The organism is Nonomuraea sp. KM90 (genome assembly GCF_052246675.1).
Lineage (GTDB): Bacteria > Actinomycetota > Actinomycetes > Streptosporangiales > Streptosporangiaceae > Nonomuraea.
Genome location: NZ_JBQQCB010000100.1, coordinates 17,216 through 40,496 on the forward strand (window position 1 = coordinate 17,216; position 23,281 = coordinate 40,496).

Consider the following 23,281-nt stretch of genomic DNA (forward strand, 5'->3'; position numbering starts at 1 on the left):
CAGACTCTTGCGGGTGAAGCGGCTACTCGTCATCGGGATCGGCGCCGGAGACCCCGACCATCTCACCCTGCAGGCAGTCAAGGCGATCGCCGCCACGGACGTGTTCCTCATCGTCGACAAGGGCGAGGTCAAGCACGAGCTCGTGCAGCTCCGGCTGGACCTGATCGCCGAGCACGGCCGCGGGCCGTACCGGATCGTGGAGGCCCGCGACCCGGAGCGCGACCGCACCGCGCCCGCGTACGCCGCCGCCGTCGACGACTGGCGGGCGCGCCGCGCGCTGGCGTGCGAGGCGCTCATCCGCGACGAGCTGGGCGAGGACGAGACGGGCGCGTTCCTGGTGTGGGGCGATCCGGGCGTGTACGACAGCACGCTGGCCATCGTGGAGCAGATCCTCCAGCGCGGGAACGTCGCCTTCGAGCACGAGGTCATCCCCGGCATCAGCAGCGTGGCCGCGCTCACCGCCCGCCACCGCACCACGCTCACCCAGGTCGGGCGGCCCGTCCACCTCACCACCGGCCGCCGCCTGGCCGAGCGGGGCGCGCCCGCCGACGACGTGGTCGTCATGCTGGACGCCCACTGCTCCTTCGCCGGTCTCGACGACTTCCACATCTTCTGGGGCGCGTACCTGGGGACGCCCGACGAGATCCTGGTGTCCGGGCCGGTGGCCGAGGTGGGCGACCGGATCCGCGAGGTGCGCGCCGAGGCCCGCGCCCGCAAGGGCTGGATCATGGACACGTACCTGCTGCGCCGTCTCCCTCCCGCGGATCGCTGAGGGCGGGCCGGCCGTCCCGGGGAGACGGAGGTCACATCCGGCAGGCCATCACATCTCCCGAGCCATCTCGTCGGTCAAGGTAACAGCCGACACGGCAAGGAGAGATCAGCATGGAAGCCCGTTTCAACTACATCGCCAACCCGTTCACGGGGAAGCTCGTGAAGCACTTCATGGCCATGGGCAAGGTCATGAAGGATTCGCCCCTTCCCGCCGCGACCCAGGAGCTGGTGTCGCTCCGCGTCAGCCAGATCAACGGCTGCGCCGTCTGCATCGACATGCACACCAAGGAAGCCGCGCACGCGGGAGAGAGCTCGGTGCGCCTCAACCTGGTCGCGGCCTGGCGGGAGGCGACGGTCTTCACCGAGGCCGAGCGGGCCGCCCTGGAGCTGGCCGAGCAGGGCACCCGCGTCGCCGACGCCGCCGGCGGGGTCAGCGACGAGATCTGGGCGAACGCCGTCAAGCACTACGACGAGGACCAGTTGGGCGCCCTGGTGGCCCTCATCGCCCTGATGAACATGGTCAACCGCCTGAACGTCATCACCCAGCAGCCGGCCGGCGCCTACCAGCCCGGCCAGTTCGCGTAGACCGATGGCGGGTGGGGCGCGGGGGGACGTCGCGCACCCCTGCCCCACCCCGCCGGGATCGTGCGCGGGGCCCGGAAGCCCCGGCGCAGCACGGCCTCACCCCGACCGGCTGCGGATCAGGCGGGATCGGCCGCGGGCCAGCGGCCGTCGGCCTGCGCGCGCTCGACCGCCGCCAGGCCGGCCGGCCGCATCCGGCCCTCCCGCCGCAGGCGCTCGACGCGGGCGACATTCGGCCGCGACCACGGGCTGCGCGACCGGCGCGGGCTGAACCGCTGCAGGTACGTCGCCCCGTCGCGGGAACGGGCCAGGCCGTCGATCCAGCCGAAGCACAGCGCCTCCTCCAGGGCCTGCGCGTACGTGAGGCTGGTCGGCTCGGTGGTGCCCTTCTTGGCGATCACGAGCCAGGCCTCGGTCGCGCTGTCGTGGTGGTCGGCCAGCCAGCCGCGCCAGGCGGCGGCGTCGTCGATGAGGATCGTCATGACCACCATCCTCCCTGCCAAAGTGCTCATCAATTGAGCACTTTGTCGACGACCCGGCCGGGGTCGCGGTGCACGACCCGGACGTGGTGGGACGGCCCGCCGCGGGCGCGAGATCAGCGATGCGTTCCCGGCCAGTCGGGGCGGTCTTCGACGGGCACGTGGCGGAAGTGGTCGCGGCGGCGGCCGCCGGCGGCGCGGGGGCGTGGCGGCCCGACCCACAGCACGGCGGCGCTGACGAGCGCGGAGTAGATCAGCAGGACACCCAGCAGGATCTCGGGAAGCACGATGTTCGGCATGAGGACCCCCTCGGCCTCGCCCGGGCATGCGGCCATGAGGACGAAGGTCTTCCCGCACCCTTCAGCCCCGGCCGCGCCGGAGCCGGAAGGGCCATCCCGCCGGGTCTCCCCCAGGCGTGGAGACCGTGATGACGGCCGGGATGTCGAACGGCGAGTACTCCCCTTCGCGTCACTCCACTATCGGCCCGCCCGGCGACCAGGTCAAACATGAAGCGCCCTGGGCCAGTCGGTCACCGCCGCGGGTCGCCCGAGACCCGGGACGGCGGCTCGAACCGGTACGGACTCACCCGGCCTCAGCGGGACGTCCCCGGCCCGCCGCCGTGTCACAGGACCCCGTGCACGCCGTGGCCCGTGCGGGCCGGCATCCCGTCAAGCGGCGTCGAGAGCTTCGGTGATCTTGCGGGCCATGTCGGCCAGGGTCGGGCTGGGCTGGCCCTGGTGGGTCCGGGCGGCGGCTTCGACGGCGACGAGGACGGTGCGGCGGAAGTTGTCGGCCTCCGCCGGAGCCTGCCTCTTCAGCAGGCTCATGGCTGCCGTCAGGGCCGGCAGCACCAGGTCGGCGAGTTCGGCCACGGACTTGCCACGCAGGTTCACACCCTTGGGCCACTCGGCGAGCACGTGCCCGACCAGGCCGGTGGCGGAGGCCAGGGCGATGGAGCCGTGGGTGGCGGCCCGGTGCGGCCGGCCGGCGGCGTCAGCGGCGGACATCAGCGAGACGGCGCCGTACGCGGCGGTGCGCAGGGTGATCCTGTCCTGGTTGCTCAGGGTGAGGGACATGGCGGTTGCTCCTTCAAGGGTTGCGGCGATTCGATGGAACGGGGCGGCCGGTGGGATGCGGTCCTGTCCCGATTACTGAGGCGTGGGCTCGGTGTCAGTCGTCGATGGCCTGGTAGAGCGTGGTCCAGAAGTCGTGGATCAGCCGCGCCGGGTCCGGGACCGACAGTCCGACCTGGGTGAGCAGGATGCCGGTGAGCTGGTTGGCGGGGTCGGCGTAGGTCGAGGTGCCGCTGCCGCCGTCCCAGCCGAACTGGCCGACGGGGGCGTAGTCGCCGCGGTAGGTGCGTACCGCCATGCCCATGCCCCAGCCGCCGTGCTGTCCCTGGCCGAACGACACGTGGACGTTGTCGGTGGCCAGGGCGTTGCGGGCGGCGTTCTGCTCGGGGGTGAGGCGGTTGGTGGTCATCAGCTCGACGGCCGGGCGGGACAGGATCCGCCGCCCCTGGTGCGTGCCGCCGTTGAGCAGCATCCGGAAGTAGGCGTGGTAGTCGTCGGCGGTGGAGTTGAGCCCGCCGCCTCCGCCCTGGAACGCCGGCGGCCTGCTGTGGCGTCCGCCTTCGGCCTCGTCCCAGACGAGGAACTCCCCGGTCTGCGGGTCGGGGGCGTAGAGGGGCGGCAGCCGGTCGATCTGGTCGGCGGGCACGTGGAAGCCGGTGTCCTTCATGCCCAGCGGATCGAAGATGCGCTCCCGCAGGAACTCCTCGAACGACTGGCCGGTGACCCGGGCCACCAGCACGCCTACCAGGTCGTTGCTGATCTGGTACTGCCAGCGCTCGCCGGGCTGGTACATCAGCGGCAGCTCGCCCAGGCGGCGCATCCACTCGTCCGGCCCGGGCATCGGCACCGGCAGATTGGGCGTCAGCCCCCGCTCGAAGATCGCGCCCATGATCGGGGTGCCCAGCGCCGTCATGTCCATGCCGAGCCCGAAGGTGGAGGTCAGCACGTCCCGTACGGTGATCGGCCGCCGCGCCGGCACGGTGTCGTCCAGCGGGCCGTCGATCCGCGTCAGCACCCGGCGGTCGGCCAGCTCCGGCAGCCACGGCTCCACCACGTCATCGAGCCGCAGCCGGCACTCGTCCAGCAACACCATCGCCGCCGCCATCGAGACCGGCTTTGACGTGGACGCCATCCGGAAGATCGTGTCCCGGCGCATCGGCGCGCCACCGTCGTGCCGCATCGTGCCGAGCGCCTCGACATGCGTCTCGCCGCCCCGGTTGACCAGGGCGACCAGCCCGGGAACCTTCCCGGACTCGACATACCGCGCCAGCACCTCACGCAACCTGCGCAGCCCTGCCACGGAGAAGCCGCTGTTGCCCGATCCCATCATGAATCTCCTTGCCTACAGTGGTGGCTGAACCCCTTCATGTCGTCCACCATCGCCGACCGCCCTGATACCGGGCCGTCACCGTCCTGACGCCACCGCTGACACGACCGCGCATCTCTGAGAGCCTTGCAGCCATGGGAACGGTGGAGGACGAATCGCTTCTCACCGCGTTCCTGAGGTCGGTGAAGGTCGGTGACGTCCTCACGGGGACCGTTGCAGCGGTCGCGCAATCGGAAACGACCGTGGTTCTCGACGCTTTCGCCGGCGATCCAGTCGGCGTCATCGGCCCGCTCGATCTTTCCTGGCGGTTCTCCGGGCGATTCGCCGCTGGAATCGTCGAGGTCGGCGGCCGGGTCTCCGCCGAGGTGATCGCCGTTGACCTCCGTAAGCGACAGGTACGGCTCTCGCGGTCCGCGACCGAGAACCCACAGCTATGGGCATATCTGACGGCACTGCGTCCGGGGCAGCGGCTGTCGGGCACCGTTGCGGCTGTCGAACGCTTCGGCGTCTTCGTCGATCTGGATGACGGACCCGATCATCCCGTCTTTCCCGGCGTTGGCTTCATCAGCATGCCCGAGCTGTCCTGGCGCCGCTTCGAGGACCCGTCTGAGGTCGTCTCCGTGGGCGAGCGCATCACCTGCGAGTTCCTCGTCTTCGACACATGCAACGGCGAAGCCCGCCTATCGTTGCGGGCCACCCAGCCCGACCCGTTCAAGCACTTCGAGCAGTTCGCGCGCAGCGTTCACGTGGGGGATGTCCTGCACGGCTCGGTCAGCAAGGTGGTGCCCTTCGGCGTCTTTGTCCGCGTGGCAGACGGCATCGAAGGCCTGATCCCCCTCAGCGAACTCCCCGCCCCGAGCGTCGAGGCATCAGGCGACGAGGTTCAGGTCGGCGACGCGGTCACCGTGATCGTCGTCGAGATCGATCCGCTGCGGCGACGGCTCACCCTGTCTCGCCGTGGCCGGGGCTCAGGACCCGGCGGCGCCTGACCACCAGCCGCCCGGACCGGGGTCGGCTCGGCCGGTGTCAAGTGAGCTTGACACTGCGGCAGGCAGCTCCTACCGTGTCAAGTGTACTTGACTTCGCATCGCAGGGAGGCAACGCGTGCAAGCACACAACGCGACCGGGGACTATCGGGAATCGATCAGGACAACCGTTCGACTGGCGCTCTGGACACTCGCCTGGGTGGCGAGCGTTGCCTTAGCCAAGTTCGGCCCCGAACGGGCGTGGGGCTCGCAGCAACCGGTGGCGAGCTGGGCCGCAGTCGCCGCCACTCTGGCCGTCGGCATCGGATGGATCGTCGCCTTCACGCGCTTTCTTCGAGAACAAGATGAGTTGCAGCGGAAGATCGTGCAGGATGCGCTGGGGATCACCCTCGGAGCGGGATGGGTCGGCGGATTCGCCTACATCGTCGCGGACGCCGCCGACCTCGTCGCCTACGACGTCAACATCGCGGCCTTCCCCGTGTCCCTGGGAGTCGTCTACCTGCTCGCCATCGCCGTCGGCAAGATCAGATACCGATGAAGAACCGCATCACGGAGCTTCGGGCCGAACGCGCCTGGACGCAGGCGGACCTGGCTCAGCGTGTCAGCGTGTCAAGGCAGACGATCAACGCCATCGAAACAGGGAAGTTCGATCCGAGCCTTCCGGTCGCCTTCCGCCTCGCCAAGGTGTTCAACCTGAAGATCGAAGAGCTCTTTCTCGACGATCAATGAAGCGGCAGCAGCTGAACACCGGCGCGCGGCCGGAGAATCATCCGCGCCGGAAATCGGCAATGCGGTCCTGTACGTGGTGCTCTCGGGCCGCCTCCGGGGCGGTCATCCGGTGGGGTGAGGAGAAGGGCGGGCACCGCCGCCGCCGCGCCGATGGAGCCGGTCGTGCACCGGCTGGGCCTGAAGCGCGGGGTGGGCGGAATCGACTGGGTGGAACCGACCGGTTCGCCCGGAGACACAGGCTCCGGGCGAGGCGTCAGGTCAGTTCTCCACCCATCCGTGGGCCCGGCCGTAGTCGACGAACTGCTTCCGCACTTCGATGATCTGGGTGCCGGTCAGCGACGGCACGTGCCGCAGCAGCATCTCGGTCACGTCGGTCAGGAACTCGCGGGACGCGAGGACGTCGCACATCCCGTCGTCGTCCGCCGCGGACACCGCCCGCCGCTCCCAGTCCGGGGCCGGGCCGATGCCGCTGTCCGCCGGGTCGACGATGCGTACCGACAGGACCTTCGGCCCGCGGTCGCCCGCTATCGCCTCGTACCTGACCGTCAGGCCGACCTGCAGCAGGTGGCGATTCTCCCCGAAGTCGTTCGCATGGAAGAAGACGTCCTCCCCGCCGCCCACCGGCGCGATGAACCCATAACCCCGGACGTCGTCAAACCTGATGATTTTTCCCGCAGAAACCACGACCACGCCGCCCAATCACCACTCAAGAAACCAACTCACACACAACCGCGCACACCGGGCCCGCCGCGCGCTTTTCCACAACGGAATGAGGCTTCGCGGTGCGCGAGGGACGCGCATGGATGATAACCCATGCCGGGGTCCACCACCGCCTCCCATCAGCGCGCGGGCGCCCGTCCGAGCACCGACTTCCGAGCGCCGTGCAACCGCGCGGGGGTCAGCGGGGGTCGTCGCGCAGGATGGCGAACGCCTGGTCGGCCAGGTGCCGGGCCGTCTCAAGCCGGCGCTCCTCCTCGGGGAGCTCATGAAAGGCCAGGACGGTGGCGCGCAGTGCGGCCACGCTGGCGCGGGCCAGCACCGAGGCACGCAGCGTCCGCACCCGCTCGTCATCCAGGTCGCCGATCAGACCGCCCTCGCCGCCCTCGCCCCCCTCGCTGCCCTCGCCGCTGACGCCGTCCACGGCGGCCAGGCGGTCGCGGAGGGCCTCTGCCAGGCCGTCCTCCAGCTCCAGCAGCACCGGATGCGCGGCCCTGGTCGGGTGGGAGAGCTTGCGGCCCGGCAGGCCGCTGAACAGCAGGGCCAGCCCCGTCGTACGGGTGCCGGCCAGGTCGAGCAGGGCGTTGCGCACCGCCACGTACGGCCTCTCGTCCACCGGCCTGGCCCGCACCAGCCGCGCGAACTCCGGGAACAAGTCGAGGACCTCCCCCAGGACGAGGTCCTCCTTGGACGGGAAGTAGCGGAAGAAGGTCCGCTCGGTCACGCCGACGGCCTCGGCGATGTCACGCACCGTGGTCTCGGCGAATCCGCGCTCCTCGAACATGCGCGTGGCGGCCTCCTGCAAGGCCCGCCGCGTCGCCTCCTTGTGCTGCTCGCGCCGCCCGGCAGTGACCATGTCCCGCATTGTTCCACGTCCGGGCGCTGATCGACCCGGCACGCCAAGAAAAGTGTCATGACTGACACATTCCCTGTTAAAGTGTCAGCCGTGACACTTTTGCGCAGGAACATCTCGCTGGCCGGCGGGACGCTCGTACTGACCACGCTGGCCACGGTGCTGACCGTGACAGGCCCGCAGGCCGCGGCGGCGGCACCGCGAACCGCGACAAACAGGCAGGTCGCGACGGACGACCGGCCCAATATCGTCATGGTCCTGGCCGACGACCTCGACGAACGCACCACCCCCTACTGGGAGGCCATGCCGAAGACGAGGGCGCTGTTACAGCGGACGGGCCTGACGTTCACGAACTCCTTCGCGACGACGCCGATCTGCTGCGCCGCCCGGGCCGCGATCCTGACCGGCAAGTACGGCCACAACAACCACGTCCTCACCAACTACGGCGAATGGGGCGGCTACGCGGCGTTCGAGGCCGCCGGCAACGAGAGCAGGACGTTCGTCAAGCACCTGCACGACGCCGGCTACCGCACCGGCATGGCCGGCAAATACCTCAACGGCCTGGAGGAGAAGCCCGGGCACATCCCGCCGGGCTGGGACGACTGGAACGGCGGCGTCAGCCAGTCGCTGTACACCGGCTACAACTACACGCTCAACGAGAACGGCACGATGGTGAAGTACGGCGACAAGCAGTCCGACTACCAGGTGGACGTCATCGCCCGGAAGTCCGCCGAGTTCATCAAGGAGTCCTCGGCCACCGGCAAGCCCTTCTTCTGGTACGCCGCCTCCACCGCCCCCCACCTGCCCATGCCGGCCCCGCCCCGGTACGCCGGCAAGCGCTTCGGCCGCACCCCGCACCTGCCCAACTTCCAGGAGAAGGACGTCAGCGACAAACCCACCTGGCTGCGGCAGACCAGGAAGCCGCGTTCGAAGCTGGTCGCCGCGACGAACGACCGCGAATACCGCAAGCGCATGGGCACCCTGCTCGCGATGGACGACATGATCGCCGGCATCGTCGAGACGCTGAAGGAGACCGGCGAGTACGACAACACCTACCTGATCTTCGCCAGCGACAACGGCTACAACCTGGGGGCGCACCGGCTGGTCCAGAAGATGGCGCCGTACGAGGAGTCCACGCGGGTGCCGCTGGTCGTCTCGGGTCCCGGCGTCAAGCGCGGCCGGACCTCCGCGATGGTCACGTCGATCGACTACGGGCCGACCATACTCGACCTGGCCGGCGTGCCCGTTCCGGCGGACGTGGACGGCGCCTCGCTGGTGCCGCTGCTGGGCGGCCGTACGCCGAGCGGGTGGCGCAAGGACTTCCTGGGGCAGTACGCCGGCTCGGGCGTGACCGACCGGGAGGGCATCTTCCAGGAGTACACCGAAGGCGACAACAAGGAGATCTACCTCGTCGACCTGCCGTCGTGGACCTCCCTGCGCACCAAGCGCCACGTCTACACCCGCTGGTACGACCTGGAACGTTCCGCCGGCAAGCGGGAGTACGAGCTCTACGACCTCGCCAGCGACCCCTACCAGCTCGACAACCTGCTGGCCACGAAGGCCGGGCGGCAGCGGCACGCCGCCCTGGTGGCCCGGCTGGACAAGCGCATGGCGGAGCTGAACTCCTGCAAGGGCGCGGCCTGCCGTACCTCCGGCTGAGCCGCGGTCGTGGCGGGGAGACCCGGAGGGGGAGCCTCCCCGCCACGACCGAACCCGTTTCGTTTCGTTCAGATGCGCTCGGGGCGCAGGACGTCCTTCACGGCGGCCAGCGACAGCGTCCTGTAACCGACCGTGTCGAACAGCACGGTGATCCGGTCGGGTTCGCGCCTCATGACCGTGCCCGGCCCCCACGTCTTGTGCGTCACCTTCGCCTGCACGGCGAACGGCCCCGTCCCGGCGTCGGGCTCGGCGTCGGGCTCGGCGTCGGGCTCGGGGGCGGCGCCGCCGTGGCAGGTGTCGCACGAGCCGCACCTGCCCGCGTACGGCTCGCCGAAGTACTCGAGCAGGAACCGGCGGCGGCAGCCCCGGGTCTCGGCGTAGCCGCGCATCATCTCGATCCGGGACTCGTCCACGCGGTGCCGCGTCTCGTCCAGCGCGGCGGCCCGCTCGGCGGCGTGTTCCGGGGTGAGCCCGCGTGCGGTGTAGCGCAGGTCGCCGGCGCCGGTCGCGGTGAGCGCGCCCGCCTGTTCGAGCAGGTTGACGAGCCTGGTGAGGTGGGACGTGGTCACCCCCAGCAGCGCGGCCAGCTCGCGGGCGGGCACCGTACCGGCGTGCTCGCGGACCAGCGTGGCCACCCGCAGCAGCGCCTCGCGGTCGGCCCGGCCGCCGGCGAAGAACCGGCGCAGGCCCAGGTCCTCCTGCCGGTAGAACAGCACCGCCGAGGCGGGCGCGCCGTCCCGGCCCGCCCTGCCGATCTCCTGGTAATAGGCGTCGGGGGACTCGGGCGGCTCGGCGTGCAGCACGTACCGTACGTCGGGCGAGTCGATGCCCATCCCGAACGCCGACGTCGCCACCACGGTGTCCACGTCGCCCGCGGTGAACAGCTCCTGTACGCGGGTGCGCTCGGAGGTTCGCATCCCGCCGTGGTAGGGCTCGGCCCGGCGGCCCAGACCGGCGAGCGCGGCGGCGTACTCCTCGGTCTCCTTGCGGGTGGCGACGTACACCAGGCCGAGGCCCGGCCGCCCGGCGGCGTACGAGATCAGCGCCCGCCTCTTGTCCTCCTCGCGGACGAAGCGTCGCACCTCCAGCGTGATGTTCGGCCGGTCGAACCCCCTGACGATCTCCACCGGGTCGGCGAGGCCGAGCGAGGCGACGATGTCCTCGCGCACGTTCGGCGCCGCGGTCGCCGTCAGGGCCACGACCGGCGGGTGCCCGAGCCGTTCGATGACCTTGCCGAGCCGCCGGTAGTCGGGGCGGAAGTCGTGGCCCCAGGACGAGACGCAGTGCGCCTCGTCGATCGCGATGAGCGAGGGCCGGGCCCGCGCGAGCCGTTCGACGACCTCGGTCTTGGCGAGCTGCTCCGGCGACAGGAACACGAACCCCGCCTCCCCGGCCGTGACCAGCTCCAGCCCGGCCTCGACGGAGGTGGTCGAGTTCACCGCCACGGCGCCGCCGGCATCGGCCTTGAGCAGGCCGGTCACCTGGTCGCGCTGGAGCGCGATGAGCGGAGAGACGACGATCGCCGGGCCGTCGAGGAGCTGGGCGGGCACCTGGTAGACGGCCGATTTCCCGGCGCCCGTGGGCATGACGAGCAGCACGTCACGCCCGGCGAGCAGGTGCTCCATCGCCTCCTGCTGCCCCGGCCGCAGCGCCCGCCAGCCGAACCGCCGCCTGGCCGTCGCCCGCAACCGCCGCCCCCGCCGCCCGAACCGGCGCTTCAGCGCGATCCCCAAGCCCATGTGTCACTCACCTTTCGACGCGGTGGGCGGCCAGTACCCACCCTGACCCGCCCCATGCGCGGCCGGCTCGGCCGGGCTGAGAGACCGGGTCCGGCTTGTTCTCAATCCTCCATGAGGGCCTTGGTGAGCGCGGCGTGGGCGTCGGGGATGGGTTCGCCGTGGCCGACGCAGGCCAGCGGCACGTCGATCTCCGCGAGCCGGCGGAAGGAGCGCAGCATCCCGGCCCGGTCGAGGTTGAACACGCCGGGCATGACCCGGCCGCCGACGTGCGCGACGGTGTCCCCGGTGAAGAGCACGCCCGCGCGCGGCAGGTGGACGGCGATGCTGCCGTCGGTGTGGCCGGGGGTGTGGATCACCCGGGCGCCGCCGCCGAAGTCGATCAGGTCACCGTCCTCCAGCTCGCGATCCACCCGGCAGGCGGGCGCGGGCGGCAGCAGGTGGGCGCCGAGGCTGCGGTGCAGGGCCCGCTCCTCGTCCGTGAAGAGCGGCGGCGGGGCGGGCCGTTCGCCGCGGATGACCGGCGCCTCCAGCCGGTGGGCCAGCACGCTGACGTCCCCCCAGCCGCTGATCTCGGCCGCGCCGCCGCAGTGGTCCTCGTGGAAGTGGGTGAGCACGACGCGCTCGACGTCGCCCGTACGAAAGCCCAGCTCCTCGATCGCGGTCGCGATCTCACCGCCTGACGTGGCGATCCCGGTGTCGACGAGCGTGAGCGCGCCCGCGTCGTTCCACAGGTACGCCTGGCCGAACTCGAGCAGCAGCAGATGCAGCTCAGGACGGATTTCCACGATCTCCATGTCATTACCCCCTCCGGCAGGTGCCAGCCAACACGCGGAAGGCCGGTGACGTCCAACAGCCATCCCGGCCGGATTGACAACCAGCGGTTTTGATTCCAGGCTCGCGACGTGGAGGCAGACATCGAGGGCCTGCGCGCGTTCGTCGTCACAGCGGAGGAGCTGCACTTCGGGCGGGGCGGCCAGCGGCTGTTCATCAGCCAGCAGGCGTTGTCGAAGCGGATCCGCCGGCTGGAGCAGGCGCTCGCGGTGCCGCTGTTCGAGCGGACCACGCGCGCCGTGGAGCTGACCGAGGCGGGGCGGCGGTTGCTGCCGCACGCCGTGGAGGCGGTGTCGGCGTTCGACCGGGCGATCCGTACGGTCCGCGCGGTGGACGAGCCGCTGCGGGTGGACGTGTACGACGAGCGGTTCACGCCGCTGCGGATCGTCCGCCGGGTGAGCGAGCTCGATCCCCGGGTACGCGTCGAGCTCAGCATGCGGCAAGGACTGTCACCGGCGTTGCCGACCCTGCGCCGCCAGGAGATCGACGCGGCGTTCGGCCGGGTCCACGACACGCCGGCGCCCTGGCCCGCCGAGCTGGCGTACCGGCTCGTCCACCTGGAGCCGATCCACGCCTTCGTCCCCGAGGACCACCCCCTGGCGGACCGCAGCGTGCTGCGGCCCGCCGACCTGCGCGAGGCGGGCATCGCGATGCCCGACCCGGCGGGCGCGGCGGAGTGGCGCGGCTACCTCGAACGGCTGGCCGCCCGGTTCGGCATGCCGTTGCGCTTCAACGCCCCGGCCATCGGCCTGGACCATCTCGTGGAGCAGTTCCTGAGGGAGAAGTCGGCGGTGGGGCTGGGCGAGATGAGCATCGACCCGGTGGGCAGCGGCCTGCGCCGCATCCCGATCGCCGACCCGACACCGCTGCTGCCCTGGTCGGTGGTCTGGCACCGGCGCAACCCGCGACCCCTCCTGCGCACGCTGCTGAGACACCTGCCGGCCCCTGCGCTCCCACCGCCGTCCGACGCGCGGGTCTGGGTCCCGGAGACCGACCTGACGCCTTTGATGTGAGGGTCTACGGCCGGCTCAGGGAATGGAGCAGAGGCTGAGACTGTCCGGGTCCGCATCCGGGTCAGGCCACTCGGCTCCCCCTGAGTAGCGGTCCCAGTCCGCCTTGCTGATCTTCCAGTCGAACGTGGAGCACAGGAACTCCTCCGGGACGGAGACGATCGCGGCCAGGTCGCTGAGGTCCCAGAGAGAGACCCCTCTGTCAGGACTGGTCATCAAGGCGACTCGGCCGTCGGCGCTGAGCGCCACGGAACTGACCTCCTGCGTGTAACCCTTCAAAGCGGCCAGACGGGCAGGGCGGCTTGGATCGGAAAGATCCCAGAGAAATCCGGTGCCGCTCGCTCCGGCCAGCAAGGCCGTTTTCCCGTTCGGCGTCAGAGCCACGTCGTGAATGTCTATGGGCGGCAGGCTCAGCATGGCGGTGTGGACGGGATGCGCCCGGTCGTCCACCTTCCAGACGTCGGCACGATCCGGGTTCGCGACGACGATGGTACGGCCGTCCGCACTCATCGCCGTCGACTCCGCGGCGCGACCGGGAAGGTCCAGATCACTCAGCCTGACCGGACGTGTGGGAACGGCCAAGTCCCAGATCGTCACCTTCTGATCCACGTCGTGATCATCGCCGCCGGTGACAACGGTCCGCCCGTCCGCGCTCAGCCTCACATCGCGCACGCTGGATTCGTGGGCCTTGATCGATGACAGACGCACTGGACGGGATCGGTCGGACAGGTCCCACACGATCAGGTTGCCGCCGAAGTCGCCGGCCACCGCAAGGCGGCCGTCACGGGTCAAGGCCAGAGCCTCGACCTCGTCGTCGTTCTTCGCCCCGCCCGGCATGGTGGCGAGGCGGCCCGGACGTACCGGGTCGGTCAGGTCCCACACGTCCGTGGTGCCGTCGCCGTCAGCGGTCAGCGCAGTGCGCCCATCGAAGGACAGCGCCAAGGCCACCACATCGCCATGCGGACGCTTCGCCAGATGCACCGGATCCGCCTTCTCGCTCAACGGGACTTCTGGATCGAGCCAGGTCTTGAGACTCCATAGGCCCACGCCACCCGCGTCGCCTATGAGGGCCGCCTTCCCGTCGCCGCTGAGCGCCACGCTCCCAGCGCCGCGGGGGTCGAGCGAGTAGAGGTCTTTGCGGCGCCACGAGAGGAGTGTGTCCGTCAGCCCCGCTCGAGTTTGTTCATCCGGGTGAATCTTGACTGCCGCGAGCCCGAGATTGCGCGCTCTGACGAGGTCGTCGTCGCGCAGTTCCGCGGCGGAGAGCGCGAGCCGGCGTGCCAGGGCGACGCGTTCGTGAGCTGACGCCTGGTCGTGTCCGCGCTTCAACCCATATCCCCCGGCCGCGAACGTGATGACCAGAAGCACGACGAGCACGATCGCCAGGGCTGTCACATGGCCATGTCTCCGAGGCTCGCCGGGCTCCGAACGCATCTTCACGTCACTTTCCCTCCACCTGACTCCGCGGCTTACAACGGCGCGTATTTCTGGTTGGTCACATGCGCGTTCTCCGGCTTGCAGGTCGGAGTATACTTATATCCCTTGCAATAGCTTATCCGGGTGATCGATGCGATACCCCCTTCCTCGCCGTGCTCCTTACTTCCTGCGAGAGCGGCGTCGAACTCGCTCTTCGCTATCTCTTCGAGAACGCCGTTGATGATGTCGATAACGGCCTTCGCCACTCCGCAGCTCCCTGCGATCAGCGGCTGAGCCAGACCTAGAGTTGCCGCACATATGTCTAGGCTCGCGGTTATCAGGACCAAGGCCAGACTGCCGCCGCTGTCGAGTGATTTCCTATCCTGAGGACTGATGTACGTCACGCACGTACTACTCTTCTTATCCCCTTCGCAGAGCGTGTACGACACATCCTGCCACGTCTCACCCTTGGTGCAGCGGTTTCCGGAGGCATCTGTCAGGGGCTCGCATTCCTTCATGAAGGCACTCCAGGCGTCGGAGCAGGTGTTCGATTTCATGAAGACCTTCTGGGCCTGGCTGTCCCGGCAGTGCATCAGCATGTTGACGCCGAAGGCGCACTCATTCACTGTCCCCCCTCTGCCACGCTTGTAGCACGAGAGGAACTTGTCCTGCAGATCGGCGCAGGCCACGCTCATGTGCCTCTTACAGCGGTAGTAGAGCTCGGAAACGGCACTGCATCCGGCATCGTCGCCCCTCTTCTTGTCCAGGCGACAGTCGTAGTAGTCGTAGCGCACGTTTTCGCAACCGCCCAGCCCTTGACCGTATCCCGGTCGCGAACCGTTCTCGTTGCCGTACATGCAGCGCCGGACCTCACGGCCAGCGCCGCCGCAGGCCTCATGGCTCTGCCGGCCATAGGTTTCGGTCCCCTTGCGGCACGTGAGATATTCATTCGAATATCTCGAGCATATTTTGTCGTTTGTCTTGGAAGCTTCACCCCGGCTCTCCTGGCGGCATTCGACGTAGTCACTTTTCATTCCTTCGCAGACCGCCTTGCTGCCTTTCTTTCCGTCAACGCACTTGTTGTAGGCCCCGCGCGCATCGTTGCAGAGCGAGCTGCCGTCCGACTTTCGCCCCCTGGGGCATTTCTTCTCGTCATCGGCCAAGGACATCCCGGCCCCCCCGACTGTGGCAAAGCCCGCTAGCCGGTTCAGGACCATGTTCTTGAGTTTGCTCATGAGCCTGGCGCTCAGTGAAGCGTGACCGTCGGGGTCGACGTTGGTGAGCGGGTTAGCGTTGGCGTAGGCGTAGCGGTTGAGCTGCACGCTGGGATCGGGGTTCTGCGTGAGCGTGTCGCGGGTGACGAAACTCCCCGTGGTGGGCTGGTACCAGCGGGCGGCCATGTTCACCTTGCCCGAGTCGGGATCGGTGTAGGCGCCTTGGTAGCCGAGCGTGTGCTGGGCCCCGGTGCGCATGATCACCTCGCCGAAGGGGTCGTAGGCCACCGAATCCACCAGTCCTATTCCGTCGGCCGTGAATGCGCCGATCAGGTCTCCGCGCAGGTCGGAGAAGCCGAGCTGGGCGCCTGCACCGTCGCTGATACCCAAGGTGCGGCCCAGCGCGTCGCGGCCGAAGGACGCCTGCTTGACGCCACTACCGTCGGTGACGCACACGAGGTTGTTGCTTAGACCGTCGTAGATGTGGCGGGTGATCTGCTGGCCCTGGGAGCGGGATTCCACCCGGTCCAGGCCGTCGTAGTCGTAGTGCACGCCGTCGTCCTGCACCAGACGGTCGAAGGCGTCGGACTTAGTGAGGCGGACGATGCCGCCGGAGTCCTCGGCCAGGGTGCCGCGGGCGGTGTAGGTGTACGTGTGGCCGTCTCCTGACGTCAGGCGGTTGCGTTCGTCGTAGGTGAAGGTGGCGTCGCCTGCCTTCACGCGGTTGCCCGCGGCATCCCATCCGTAGTCGGTCTTCTTGCCATCCGGGGCGGTCCAGGAGGTGAGCCGGTTGGACCAGTCGTAGGTGTAGGTGTTGGTGCCGGCTCCGGCCGTTCCAGCGGTGGTCTTGGTCGTCAGGTTGTTGTCGAGGTCGTAGCCGTACTCGATGGAGGCGATGGCGCCGCCCGCTGACGTGGTGAGCTGGTCCTTGGTCAGGCGGTTTAGCGGGTCATAGGTGTAGGAGCGACGGGCCCCGGACGCGCCATAAGCCATCGAGGTCAGGCGGGATGCCTTGTCGTAGCCGTACTCGATGGTGGTGGCGCTGACCGGGTCGACCGCCTGGGTCAGACGGTCGGCGTCATCCCAGGTGAAACTGGAGACGCCGGTGATGTCGACGCGCTGGGTCGGCCGGTTGTTGGCGTCGTAGGCGTAGGCGTTGAGGTCGCCGCCCGCTCCTGTGGTTCTCAGCAGCAGGCCGCGGTCGTTGAGGGTGAAGGTCAGGTCGTTCGCCGCGATCAGCCTGCCGACCTGGTCGTAGCCGAATGTCTTGTCCTCGGTCGCTGCTTCGCCGCCGGTCCCGGTCTGCGTGGTGAGCCGGCTGAGCTCATCGAAGACGCGGTCCACGCGGACTCCGCCCGGGATGAGGCTGGTGACCGGGTTGCCGCCCGCGTCGTAGATGTTGGTCCAGGTGCGGTCGGCCGGATTCGGATGTGCGGCCGTGCTCGGCTCGATCACCGATTCCGCCAGGCCGAGCGTGTTGTAGGTGGTGAAGGTGGAGTTGCCACGCCCGTCGGTCGAGCGGGTGCGGGAACCTGTGGCATCGTAGCCGAAGCTGCTAGTGATGGTCTCGGTGGCAGACACCGGCTCGCGCAGTTCGGTCAGCCGGTTGGCGGCATCGAACACCTGCGTGGTGATGCGTCCCTCTGCCGACGTACGACTGATCGGGTTGCTCGCCACGTCGTAACCGGCCTTCTGGCTGCGCAGCACCGCTCCACCGGCATCCAACTCCTGGATCTGTACCTTCCGTCCTGCCAGATCGTAGCTCGCCGTACTGGAATCGCCCAGCGGGTTGGTCGTCTCGATGAGGCGCCCGGCCAGGTCGTAGCCGAAGGTCGTGGTATTGCCGAGGGCATCGGCCTGCTCGGTGAGCGCGCCGACGGCGTCATAGACACGTGTGCTGATGTCCCCGGTCGGACGGGTGGTCTTGGTCACCCGTCCGGCGTCGTCGTACTCCATCCTGGTGACGTAGGCAGCCCGGGACGGCTTGCGCTCGATCGTGGTCAGTGTGATCTGACGCCCCAGGTCGTCGTACGTGGACTCCGAACGGGCCCCGCCGGCATCGACCGTCCATAAGGCCTCGCCCAGCAGGTCGTAGCCGTAGGCCCAGACCCCGCCCTTGGGCGCAGTGACCTTGACCTTGCGGCCGAGCGCGTCATACACCGCCGTGCTGGTCTGCCCCCGCCGGTCGGTGGAGGTTATCAGCTGACCGGCGGCGTCGTAACCGGCGCTCACCTTGGGGATGATCGGCTGGCCGCCGGGCGGGTTGTAGGCGGGGAAGGTCTGCTCGACGACCCGCCCGGCCCGGTCAAAAGCGGAGGTCACGGCTCGGCCCTCGGCATCGACCTGATGCGTCTTGTCGCCGTACGTGTTGTAACCCACCTTGGTCGTCGGCCGCGAAGTGGCTGGCGCGGCACCGACGTGCTCCACCTTGACCGGCGGCAGCTGCACCTGGACGGGCTGGCCGGACACGTCATAGGTGATGTCTGTGGTAAAGGCGGCCGGGTCGGCCCCGGAAACGTTGCCACGCGGATCGGTCATCGCGGTGACCAGGTCGCGGTCGTCCACGGTGAACGTGGTGACGAGGTCCTGCCCGTCGTTGCGGACAACCTGGCGGACGAGTTTGCCGCTCCCGTTGTAGGCGTACTCGCTGACCTCGGCACGCTGGGTGCCCGCGGCTGTCAGCGTGAGCTTGGTGATGTTCCCGTTGGCGTCGTACGCGGGTGTGGTGACCCGGTTGAGCTTGGCCGGGTCCAGCGTCTGCGAGACGAGCCGGCCGGCGGCGTCGTAGGCCGCGTCCGCACGCAGCGTCCCGCCGTGAGCCGTCTGGCGGATCAGCTGGTCCGCCGCGTCGTACACCCTGGACTCGAGCACGACGTCGCGCGCGGTCGCCGAACCGTTCAGCTTGACGCCCTTGGCGATCTTCTCCGCGAGCAGGTTGTCGTTGTAGTAGGTGAAGGCGGTGGTGCGGCCCATCGCATCCGTTTCGGAGGCGAGCCGCCCGGCCGGGTCATAGGCGTTGGAGGTCACCACGACGTCTACGGGCGGTTGCAGCGCCACCGGGCTTCCCGTCCAGCCCTTCAGTGTGGTCGTGGCCCACTCTCCGCGCGGCGTGTAAGTGTAGTGGTAGGTCGTGCCGCGCTCGTCCGTGAAGCTGACCTTCTGCCCCCTGTGGTCGTAGGCGAAGCGTTGGGTCCCGCCTTCCGGACCGGTGATGGTCTCCGTCCGGCCATACGTGTCATAGGTGTGGGAGATGGTACGGGCAGTGTCCCCGCCGGTCAGGTCGCTCTGCGTCTCGGTCAGCGGCAGCCCGTCGGCGTCGTAGACAATTGTCGACCGTGAGGTGTGCGTCACCCCGGTGATCGCGTTCTTCACCCCGTGACCCGTGCGGGAGACGATTCTGCCGAACGCGTCGTAGGCGGTGGTCGTGGTGGCTCCGCCCGGGTACGCCTGCGAGATCTCGGTCTGCTTGACGATCCGACCGAGCGCGTCGTGCTCGTACTTCTTGACCAGGCCGGTGCGGGTGGTCTCGGTGGCCAGGTCGCCGGATGCGGTGTAGGCGTAGGTGGTCTCGTTGCCCTTGTAGTCCTTGACCGACTTGACCAGACCCGCCGGGCTCAGCCCACCGCCCACCGCGGACTCGGTCCCGTCTGTGTAGGTCTTTCCTGTCGAACGGCCCTGCGGGAAGTCCGGTGTGGCCGGAGTCGTCTGCGCGATCTGCTCGCCGAAGGAGTTGAAGGTCCAGGATGTCTGATACATCTCGTCCAGCGGCGAGGACGAGCGCGCGTCGCGGAAGGCCGTCTTCAAGTCGTTGCGCGGGTCGAAGGGGTCGTCGACGTTCACGTAGTAGGTGTAGTACTCGGTTGAGCAGGCGTTCGCGGATCGGCACGTCTTCTTCGATATCAGGTTGCCGCGGGCGTTGAACGCCGCCTCCACCACGCCGCCATTGGGATCGACGATCTTGGCCTGGAATCCGCCCACGTCGTAGCCGTACTTCGTGGTGTTGCCGAGCTGGTCAGTCTCGGCGACCTGCCGGTTGCCCCGGGTCACGTCGTCCACGTACGTGAGGGTGCCGCCGTGCGGATCGGTCACAGTAATTGTGGCGGAGGTGTACACGGTGGTCTCTTGCACGTACACCGGGTCCGACAGCTTCCACGCGCCGCCATGACGGTCGGTGTGCTGGGTCAACCGGCCGCCGTCGGCGGCGTAGACGTTGTCCGCCTGGACCCGTCCCGACGGCGCCACGGCCTTGGTGAGCTGCGGCTGCGGCGACCTGGCCGCGTAGTGCAGCTTGACGAGCGCCTCCCCCAGGGGCTTGCCATAGACGGCCACCTCGTCAATGTCGCCGGCGAACGGGAACGATGCCGCCGAGGCCGTCGTGGCGGGCCAGGCGGAAGAGCCGTGGCCGGAGCCAATCCGAGTCTCCCACTGGCCGGCGTGGGTGATCTTTCCGGTCAGCGTGCCCACCACCTGGCCGTCCAGGAACAGGGTCTGCCGGTCCTCGGCACCCGACAGCACCACGTGGTGCCAGCTGCCGTCGTTCACCGGGGCCGAGGAGGTGATCGGCGTCACGGCGCCGGTGTAGAACTGGCCGCGCAGCTTGCCGTCGGTGCCCACGTAGATTCCGGGGGTGAAGGCTGACGGCGCGGACGCCGAGTTCTGGTAGCCGATGATCGTGCCGGAGCCGGTGGTCCTGAACCATGCCTCCACCGCCAGGGTGCCGCCGTTGCCGCTGATGGTGGCCGGCGGGAGCGAGACGTATCCGGAGGTCGCCATGCCCTTGAAGCGCATCGCGGTATCCGACGAGCCGGCCAGAGCGCCGGTGACGCCAGCGACCACGTCTGCGGTGCCGCCGGTGAGCGTGGCCTCCTCGGTGGTGACGTTCCACCCGGCCGAGTTCGCGATCTTCGCGCCCTTGGCGGTGGTGGTCTCGTTCAGCCGCCAGTAACCCTCCGGTCCCGCGTCGAGCACGATGCTCCGGTAGCGGGAGGCGTCGGTGTGGGTATAGGTGGTGCAGGCCTGAGTGGGGCCGCACACTTTGGTCAGCTTGTCGCCGTCATAGGTGTAGGTCCAGGTGAGCGCCGTCCCATCGACTGGGTCGGTGGACACGCTGGTCACGTGCTTGCCAGTCCAGCCGAACGTGAGCGACCTGCCGCCGGTCGCGGTCACCTTGGCCAGCTTGCCATCCGCCCCGTACTTCAGCTCCTGGCCGCGGTCGCGATGGTCACTCACCTTGGTAAGGCGGCCGGTCACGTCGAACCAGTAGGAGGTGGCCGACTTGTCCATCAGCCGCCAGCCGCCCTCCGGCAGCGTCGCCAGAGTCGCGTACATGCCCGACGGCGACGCGTACGTGCCGTCGCCCTTGGCCGCGAACCGCAACTGCACGCCGGCCGGATAGGTCACCAGCAGGGTCGATGTCTGCAGCTCCGGGTCGATCCGCATGTCCCAGCGGGTCGACCAGCCCGCGCCGAAGGCGCCGCTCGTACGCGGGTCAAGGCTGTTGTACGTACGCGACACCGACAGTGGCGGGCCCACCACCGAGACCGACAAATCCGTCTCGGCCCGTGTGTAGTTCCCGGAGAAGTGGTCGAACGCGTGCCCGTCGTCAGCCCCGCCCAGGGACGCGTTGATCGTGCCCTGCTCGGGGGTTGGCGTGAAGGTACGCCAAGAGGAAGTCACCGTGGTGCCACCCGCCACCGCTTTGGCCATCCACCAGTAGGTCTTCCCCCACGTGAGCTTATTCTCCGGCACCTTCCACGCCCCGGACTTCTCCCAGCCGGGAGAGCTCTCGCACCAGGTCCAGTTCGGTTGTGTGCCCTCGCACACCTGGAACCAGTACGTGACCGGCGCCTCGTTCAGCGGCCGCGCGTGCGCCGCTAGGATCGGGGTCAGGCTGCCGACCTGGGAGTTGTTCGCCGGCGAGAACGTCTCGAACGGCAGCGCGCTCACCTGGGCGTACTGCCAGTCCGCCCACGGACCGGCGACGCCGGTGGTGGTCACGGCGCGGACGCGCCAGCGGATCAGCCACCCGTCCTTCAGCTTACCGGTCGGGATCGACATCCACGCCTTGGTGCCGGTCGCGTACGAGGTTGTCGCCGTGCCCGCGAAGATCTGCCCGGCACCCTGGGTCGTGGCCGACAGGTCATGCTCGACCTCGATCCCGAGGTGGACGCGGCGGTTCTCCGGATCATTGACCGTCGCGTACAGGTTCGGTGTGAGCGTGGCGGCCGTCCACGAGACGGTGCCCCGCATCGCCGGGTCCATGCCCGGGCTGTCCACGCTCGGCTTCTTCAGGTCCACCTTGGCTGACTGCCACTCCGACCACGGCCCCTTGATCCCCGTCGTGGTCTCAGCGCGGACGCGCCACCGCACCAGCCAGCCGTCGCTGAGCTTGGCCGCCGGCACCTGCACCCACGCCTTCGCTCCCGAGGCGACCGCCGCCGTACCCCGTCCCGCGTAGATCGGTCCGCTGCCCTGCTCCGCCGCTAGCGGATCGTGCTCCACCTCCACACCCAGGTAGGACGCCCGGCTCTCCGGATCGGTGACCGTCGCGAAGATCGACGGCGTCACGGAGGAGGCGGTCCACAGGCCGGACCCCTCAGTGGCGGGCGTCAGCCCCTGCCCCGCGACCGACGGCTTCTTCAGGTCCACCCTCGCCGACAGCCACTGCGACCACGGCCCCTTAATCCCCGTGATGGTGACACCCTGCACCCGCCAGCGGACCAGCCAGCCGTCCTGCAACTTGACCTCCGGCACCTGCACCCACGCATTGGACCCCGAAGCGTACGACTTGGTGCCCTTACCCGCCCAGATCGACCCACTGCCCTGCGCCGGCACCGACGGATCGTGCTCGATTTCCGCCCCCAGGTATGACGCGGCTCCGCCCGAGTCGGTCACCTTCATGTAGAGGTAGGGCGTCAGCGACGATAACGTCCAGGCGCTCGTCCCCTGGGTGGCCGGAACGGCCCCGAGGTCACCTCCGGCCGGCTTGCTCACCTCGACCTTGCCGGTCTGCCACTGTGACCACGGCCCGGCCACCCCACCCGTGGCGACGCCACGCGCCCGCCACCGGATCAACCAACCGTCCTGCAACCTCCCCGACGGCACCGCACCACTGCTCAACCAGACACCAGTCCCGGCCGCCACCGCCGACGTCGTCCCGCTCCCAGCCCAGATCACACCGCTGCCCTGACCCGCCGCCGCCGGATCGTGCTCGACCTCCACACCCAACACCGCAGCCCGGCCATCCGGATCCGTCACATAACCAGAGAACGACGGCGTGAGGGTGGAGTAGCTCCAGAGCCCCTCGCTCAGGGTTCCGGTGGAGTTCAACGACGAGATCGCGGGCTTGGTCGTGTCCACCTTCGCCGATTGCCACTGTGACCACGGCCCGGCCACCCCGCCCGTCGTGACGCCGCGTACCCGCCACCGGATCAACCAACCGTCCTGCAACCTCCCCGCCGGCACCGCACCACTGCTCAACCAGACACCGCCCCCCGCCACCGCCGACGTCGTCCCGCTCCCGGCCCAGATCACACCGCTGCCCTGACCCGCCGCCGCCGGATCGTGCTCGACCTCCACACCCAACACCACAGCCCGGCCATCCGAATCCGTCACATACCCGGTGAAGGACGGCATCGTGTTCACATACGTCCACACCGACTCCCCCTCGGCTCCGGTGGAGTTCACCGACGACACCGTCGGCTTGCTGGTGTCGACATGACCGAACTGCCAGGCCGACCACGGTCCGGCCACCCCGCTCGTGGTCACACCGCGTACCCGCCACCGGATCAACCAACCGTCCTGCAACCTCCCCGCCGGCACCGCACCACTGCTCAACCAGACACCGCCCCCCGCCACCGCCGACGTCGTCCCGCTCCCGGCCCAGATCACACCGC

The 23,281-nt window shown here is 69.1% G+C and carries 17 protein-coding genes; 7 read left to right on the forward strand and 10 right to left on the reverse strand.

The features are described from left to right. The first annotated feature begins 13 nt into the window (after positions 1-13). Both cobF and ACTWPW_RS48725 read left to right on the forward strand, forming a co-directional pair. Positions 14-772, forward strand: a complete 759-nt coding sequence (gene cobF, locus ACTWPW_RS48720) for a precorrin-6A synthase (deacetylating) (protein ID WP_375113748.1) — start codon at positions 14-16, stop codon at positions 770-772. A gap of 110 nt (positions 773-882) precedes the next feature. After that, positions 883-1,356, forward strand: coding sequence for a carboxymuconolactone decarboxylase family protein (locus ACTWPW_RS48725; RefSeq protein ID WP_443172802.1), 474 nt, complete (start codon positions 883-885; stop codon positions 1,354-1,356). 116 nt (positions 1,357-1,472) lie between these two features. Here the strand turns inward: ACTWPW_RS48725 and ACTWPW_RS48730 are convergent, their stop codons facing one another. The 4 genes from ACTWPW_RS48730 to ACTWPW_RS48745 form a co-directional block, all read right to left on the reverse strand. Beyond that, a complete protein-coding gene (locus ACTWPW_RS48730; RefSeq protein ID WP_375113750.1) occupies positions 1,473-1,835 on the reverse strand; it encodes a YdeI/OmpD-associated family protein in 363 nt (120 codons plus the stop codon). A gap of 113 nt (positions 1,836-1,948) precedes the next feature. Continuing rightward, complete coding sequence (locus ACTWPW_RS48735; protein ID WP_375113751.1) at positions 1,949-2,167, reverse strand: hypothetical protein; 219 nt, start codon at positions 2,165-2,167, stop codon at positions 1,949-1,951. A gap of 333 nt (positions 2,168-2,500) precedes the next feature. Further along, positions 2,501-2,908 carry a hypothetical protein gene (locus tag ACTWPW_RS48740; RefSeq protein ID WP_443172803.1) on the reverse strand — a complete coding sequence of 136 codons (408 nt, stop codon included), beginning with the start codon at positions 2,906-2,908 and terminating at the stop codon, positions 2,501-2,503. 94 nt (positions 2,909-3,002) lie between these two features. Then, positions 3,003-4,232, reverse strand: coding sequence for a serine hydrolase domain-containing protein (locus ACTWPW_RS48745; protein ID WP_443172812.1), 1,230 nt, complete (start codon positions 4,230-4,232; stop codon positions 3,003-3,005). Positions 4,233-4,366: 134 nt separating this feature from the next. Here ACTWPW_RS48745 and ACTWPW_RS48750 point away from each other — a divergent pair, with 134 nt between their 5' ends. The 3 genes from ACTWPW_RS48750 (at position 4,367) to ACTWPW_RS48760 (ending at position 5,947) form a co-directional block, all read left to right on the forward strand. Continuing rightward, entirely contained in the window at positions 4,367-5,221 is an 855-nt protein-coding gene (locus ACTWPW_RS48750; RefSeq protein ID WP_443172804.1) for a S1 RNA-binding domain-containing protein, read from the forward strand. 115 nt (positions 5,222-5,336) lie between these two features. After that, positions 5,337-5,756: a hypothetical protein gene (locus tag ACTWPW_RS48755; RefSeq protein ID WP_443172805.1), complete on the forward strand. Its 420-nt coding sequence runs from the start codon at positions 5,337-5,339 to the stop codon at positions 5,754-5,756. Then, complete coding sequence (locus ACTWPW_RS48760) at positions 5,753-5,947, forward strand: helix-turn-helix transcriptional regulator (RefSeq protein WP_375113755.1); 195 nt, start codon at positions 5,753-5,755, stop codon at positions 5,945-5,947. Before ACTWPW_RS48755 ends, ACTWPW_RS48760 begins: the two co-directional genes overlap by 4 nt. Before the next feature lie 258 nt (positions 5,948-6,205). On the opposite strand, the gene ACTWPW_RS48765 is transcribed toward ACTWPW_RS48760, so the two are convergent. Further along, positions 6,206-6,637 (reverse strand): cold shock domain-containing protein, encoded by a 432-nt coding sequence (locus ACTWPW_RS48765; protein WP_375113756.1) that lies wholly within the window; start codon positions 6,635-6,637, stop codon positions 6,206-6,208. A 208-nt stretch (positions 6,638-6,845) separates the two neighbouring features. Then, positions 6,846-7,520: a TetR family transcriptional regulator gene (locus tag ACTWPW_RS48770; protein ID WP_443172806.1), complete on the reverse strand. Its 675-nt coding sequence runs from the start codon at positions 7,518-7,520 to the stop codon at positions 6,846-6,848. Positions 7,521-7,610: 90 nt separating this feature from the next. Between ACTWPW_RS48770 and ACTWPW_RS48775 the strand changes: the two genes are divergently transcribed. Further along, entirely contained in the window at positions 7,611-9,176 is a 1,566-nt protein-coding gene (locus ACTWPW_RS48775) for a sulfatase family protein (protein WP_443172807.1), read from the forward strand. 68 nt (positions 9,177-9,244) lie between these two features. Here the strand turns inward: ACTWPW_RS48775 and ACTWPW_RS48780 are convergent, their stop codons facing one another. Beyond that, positions 9,245-10,915: a RecQ family ATP-dependent DNA helicase gene (locus tag ACTWPW_RS48780; protein WP_443172808.1), complete on the reverse strand. Its 1,671-nt coding sequence runs from the start codon at positions 10,913-10,915 to the stop codon at positions 9,245-9,247. Positions 10,916-11,016: 101 nt separating this feature from the next. Further along, entirely contained in the window at positions 11,017-11,709 is a 693-nt protein-coding gene (locus ACTWPW_RS48785) for an MBL fold metallo-hydrolase (RefSeq protein WP_375113760.1), read from the reverse strand. A gap of 108 nt (positions 11,710-11,817) precedes the next feature. Here ACTWPW_RS48785 and ACTWPW_RS48790 point away from each other — a divergent pair, with 108 nt between their 5' ends. Next, complete coding sequence (locus ACTWPW_RS48790; protein WP_443172809.1) at positions 11,818-12,759, forward strand: LysR family transcriptional regulator; 942 nt, start codon at positions 11,818-11,820, stop codon at positions 12,757-12,759. A gap of 15 nt (positions 12,760-12,774) precedes the next feature. On the opposite strand, the gene ACTWPW_RS48795 is transcribed toward ACTWPW_RS48790, so the two are convergent. After that, a complete protein-coding gene (locus ACTWPW_RS48795; protein ID WP_443172813.1) occupies positions 12,775-14,190 on the reverse strand; it encodes a WD40 repeat domain-containing protein in 1,416 nt (471 codons plus the stop codon). A gap of 35 nt (positions 14,191-14,225) precedes the next feature. After that, positions 14,226-23,153 (reverse strand): RHS repeat-associated core domain-containing protein, encoded by an 8,928-nt coding sequence (locus tag ACTWPW_RS48800; protein WP_443172810.1) that lies wholly within the window; start codon positions 23,151-23,153, stop codon positions 14,226-14,228. Positions 23,154-23,281: the final 128 nt, after the last annotated feature.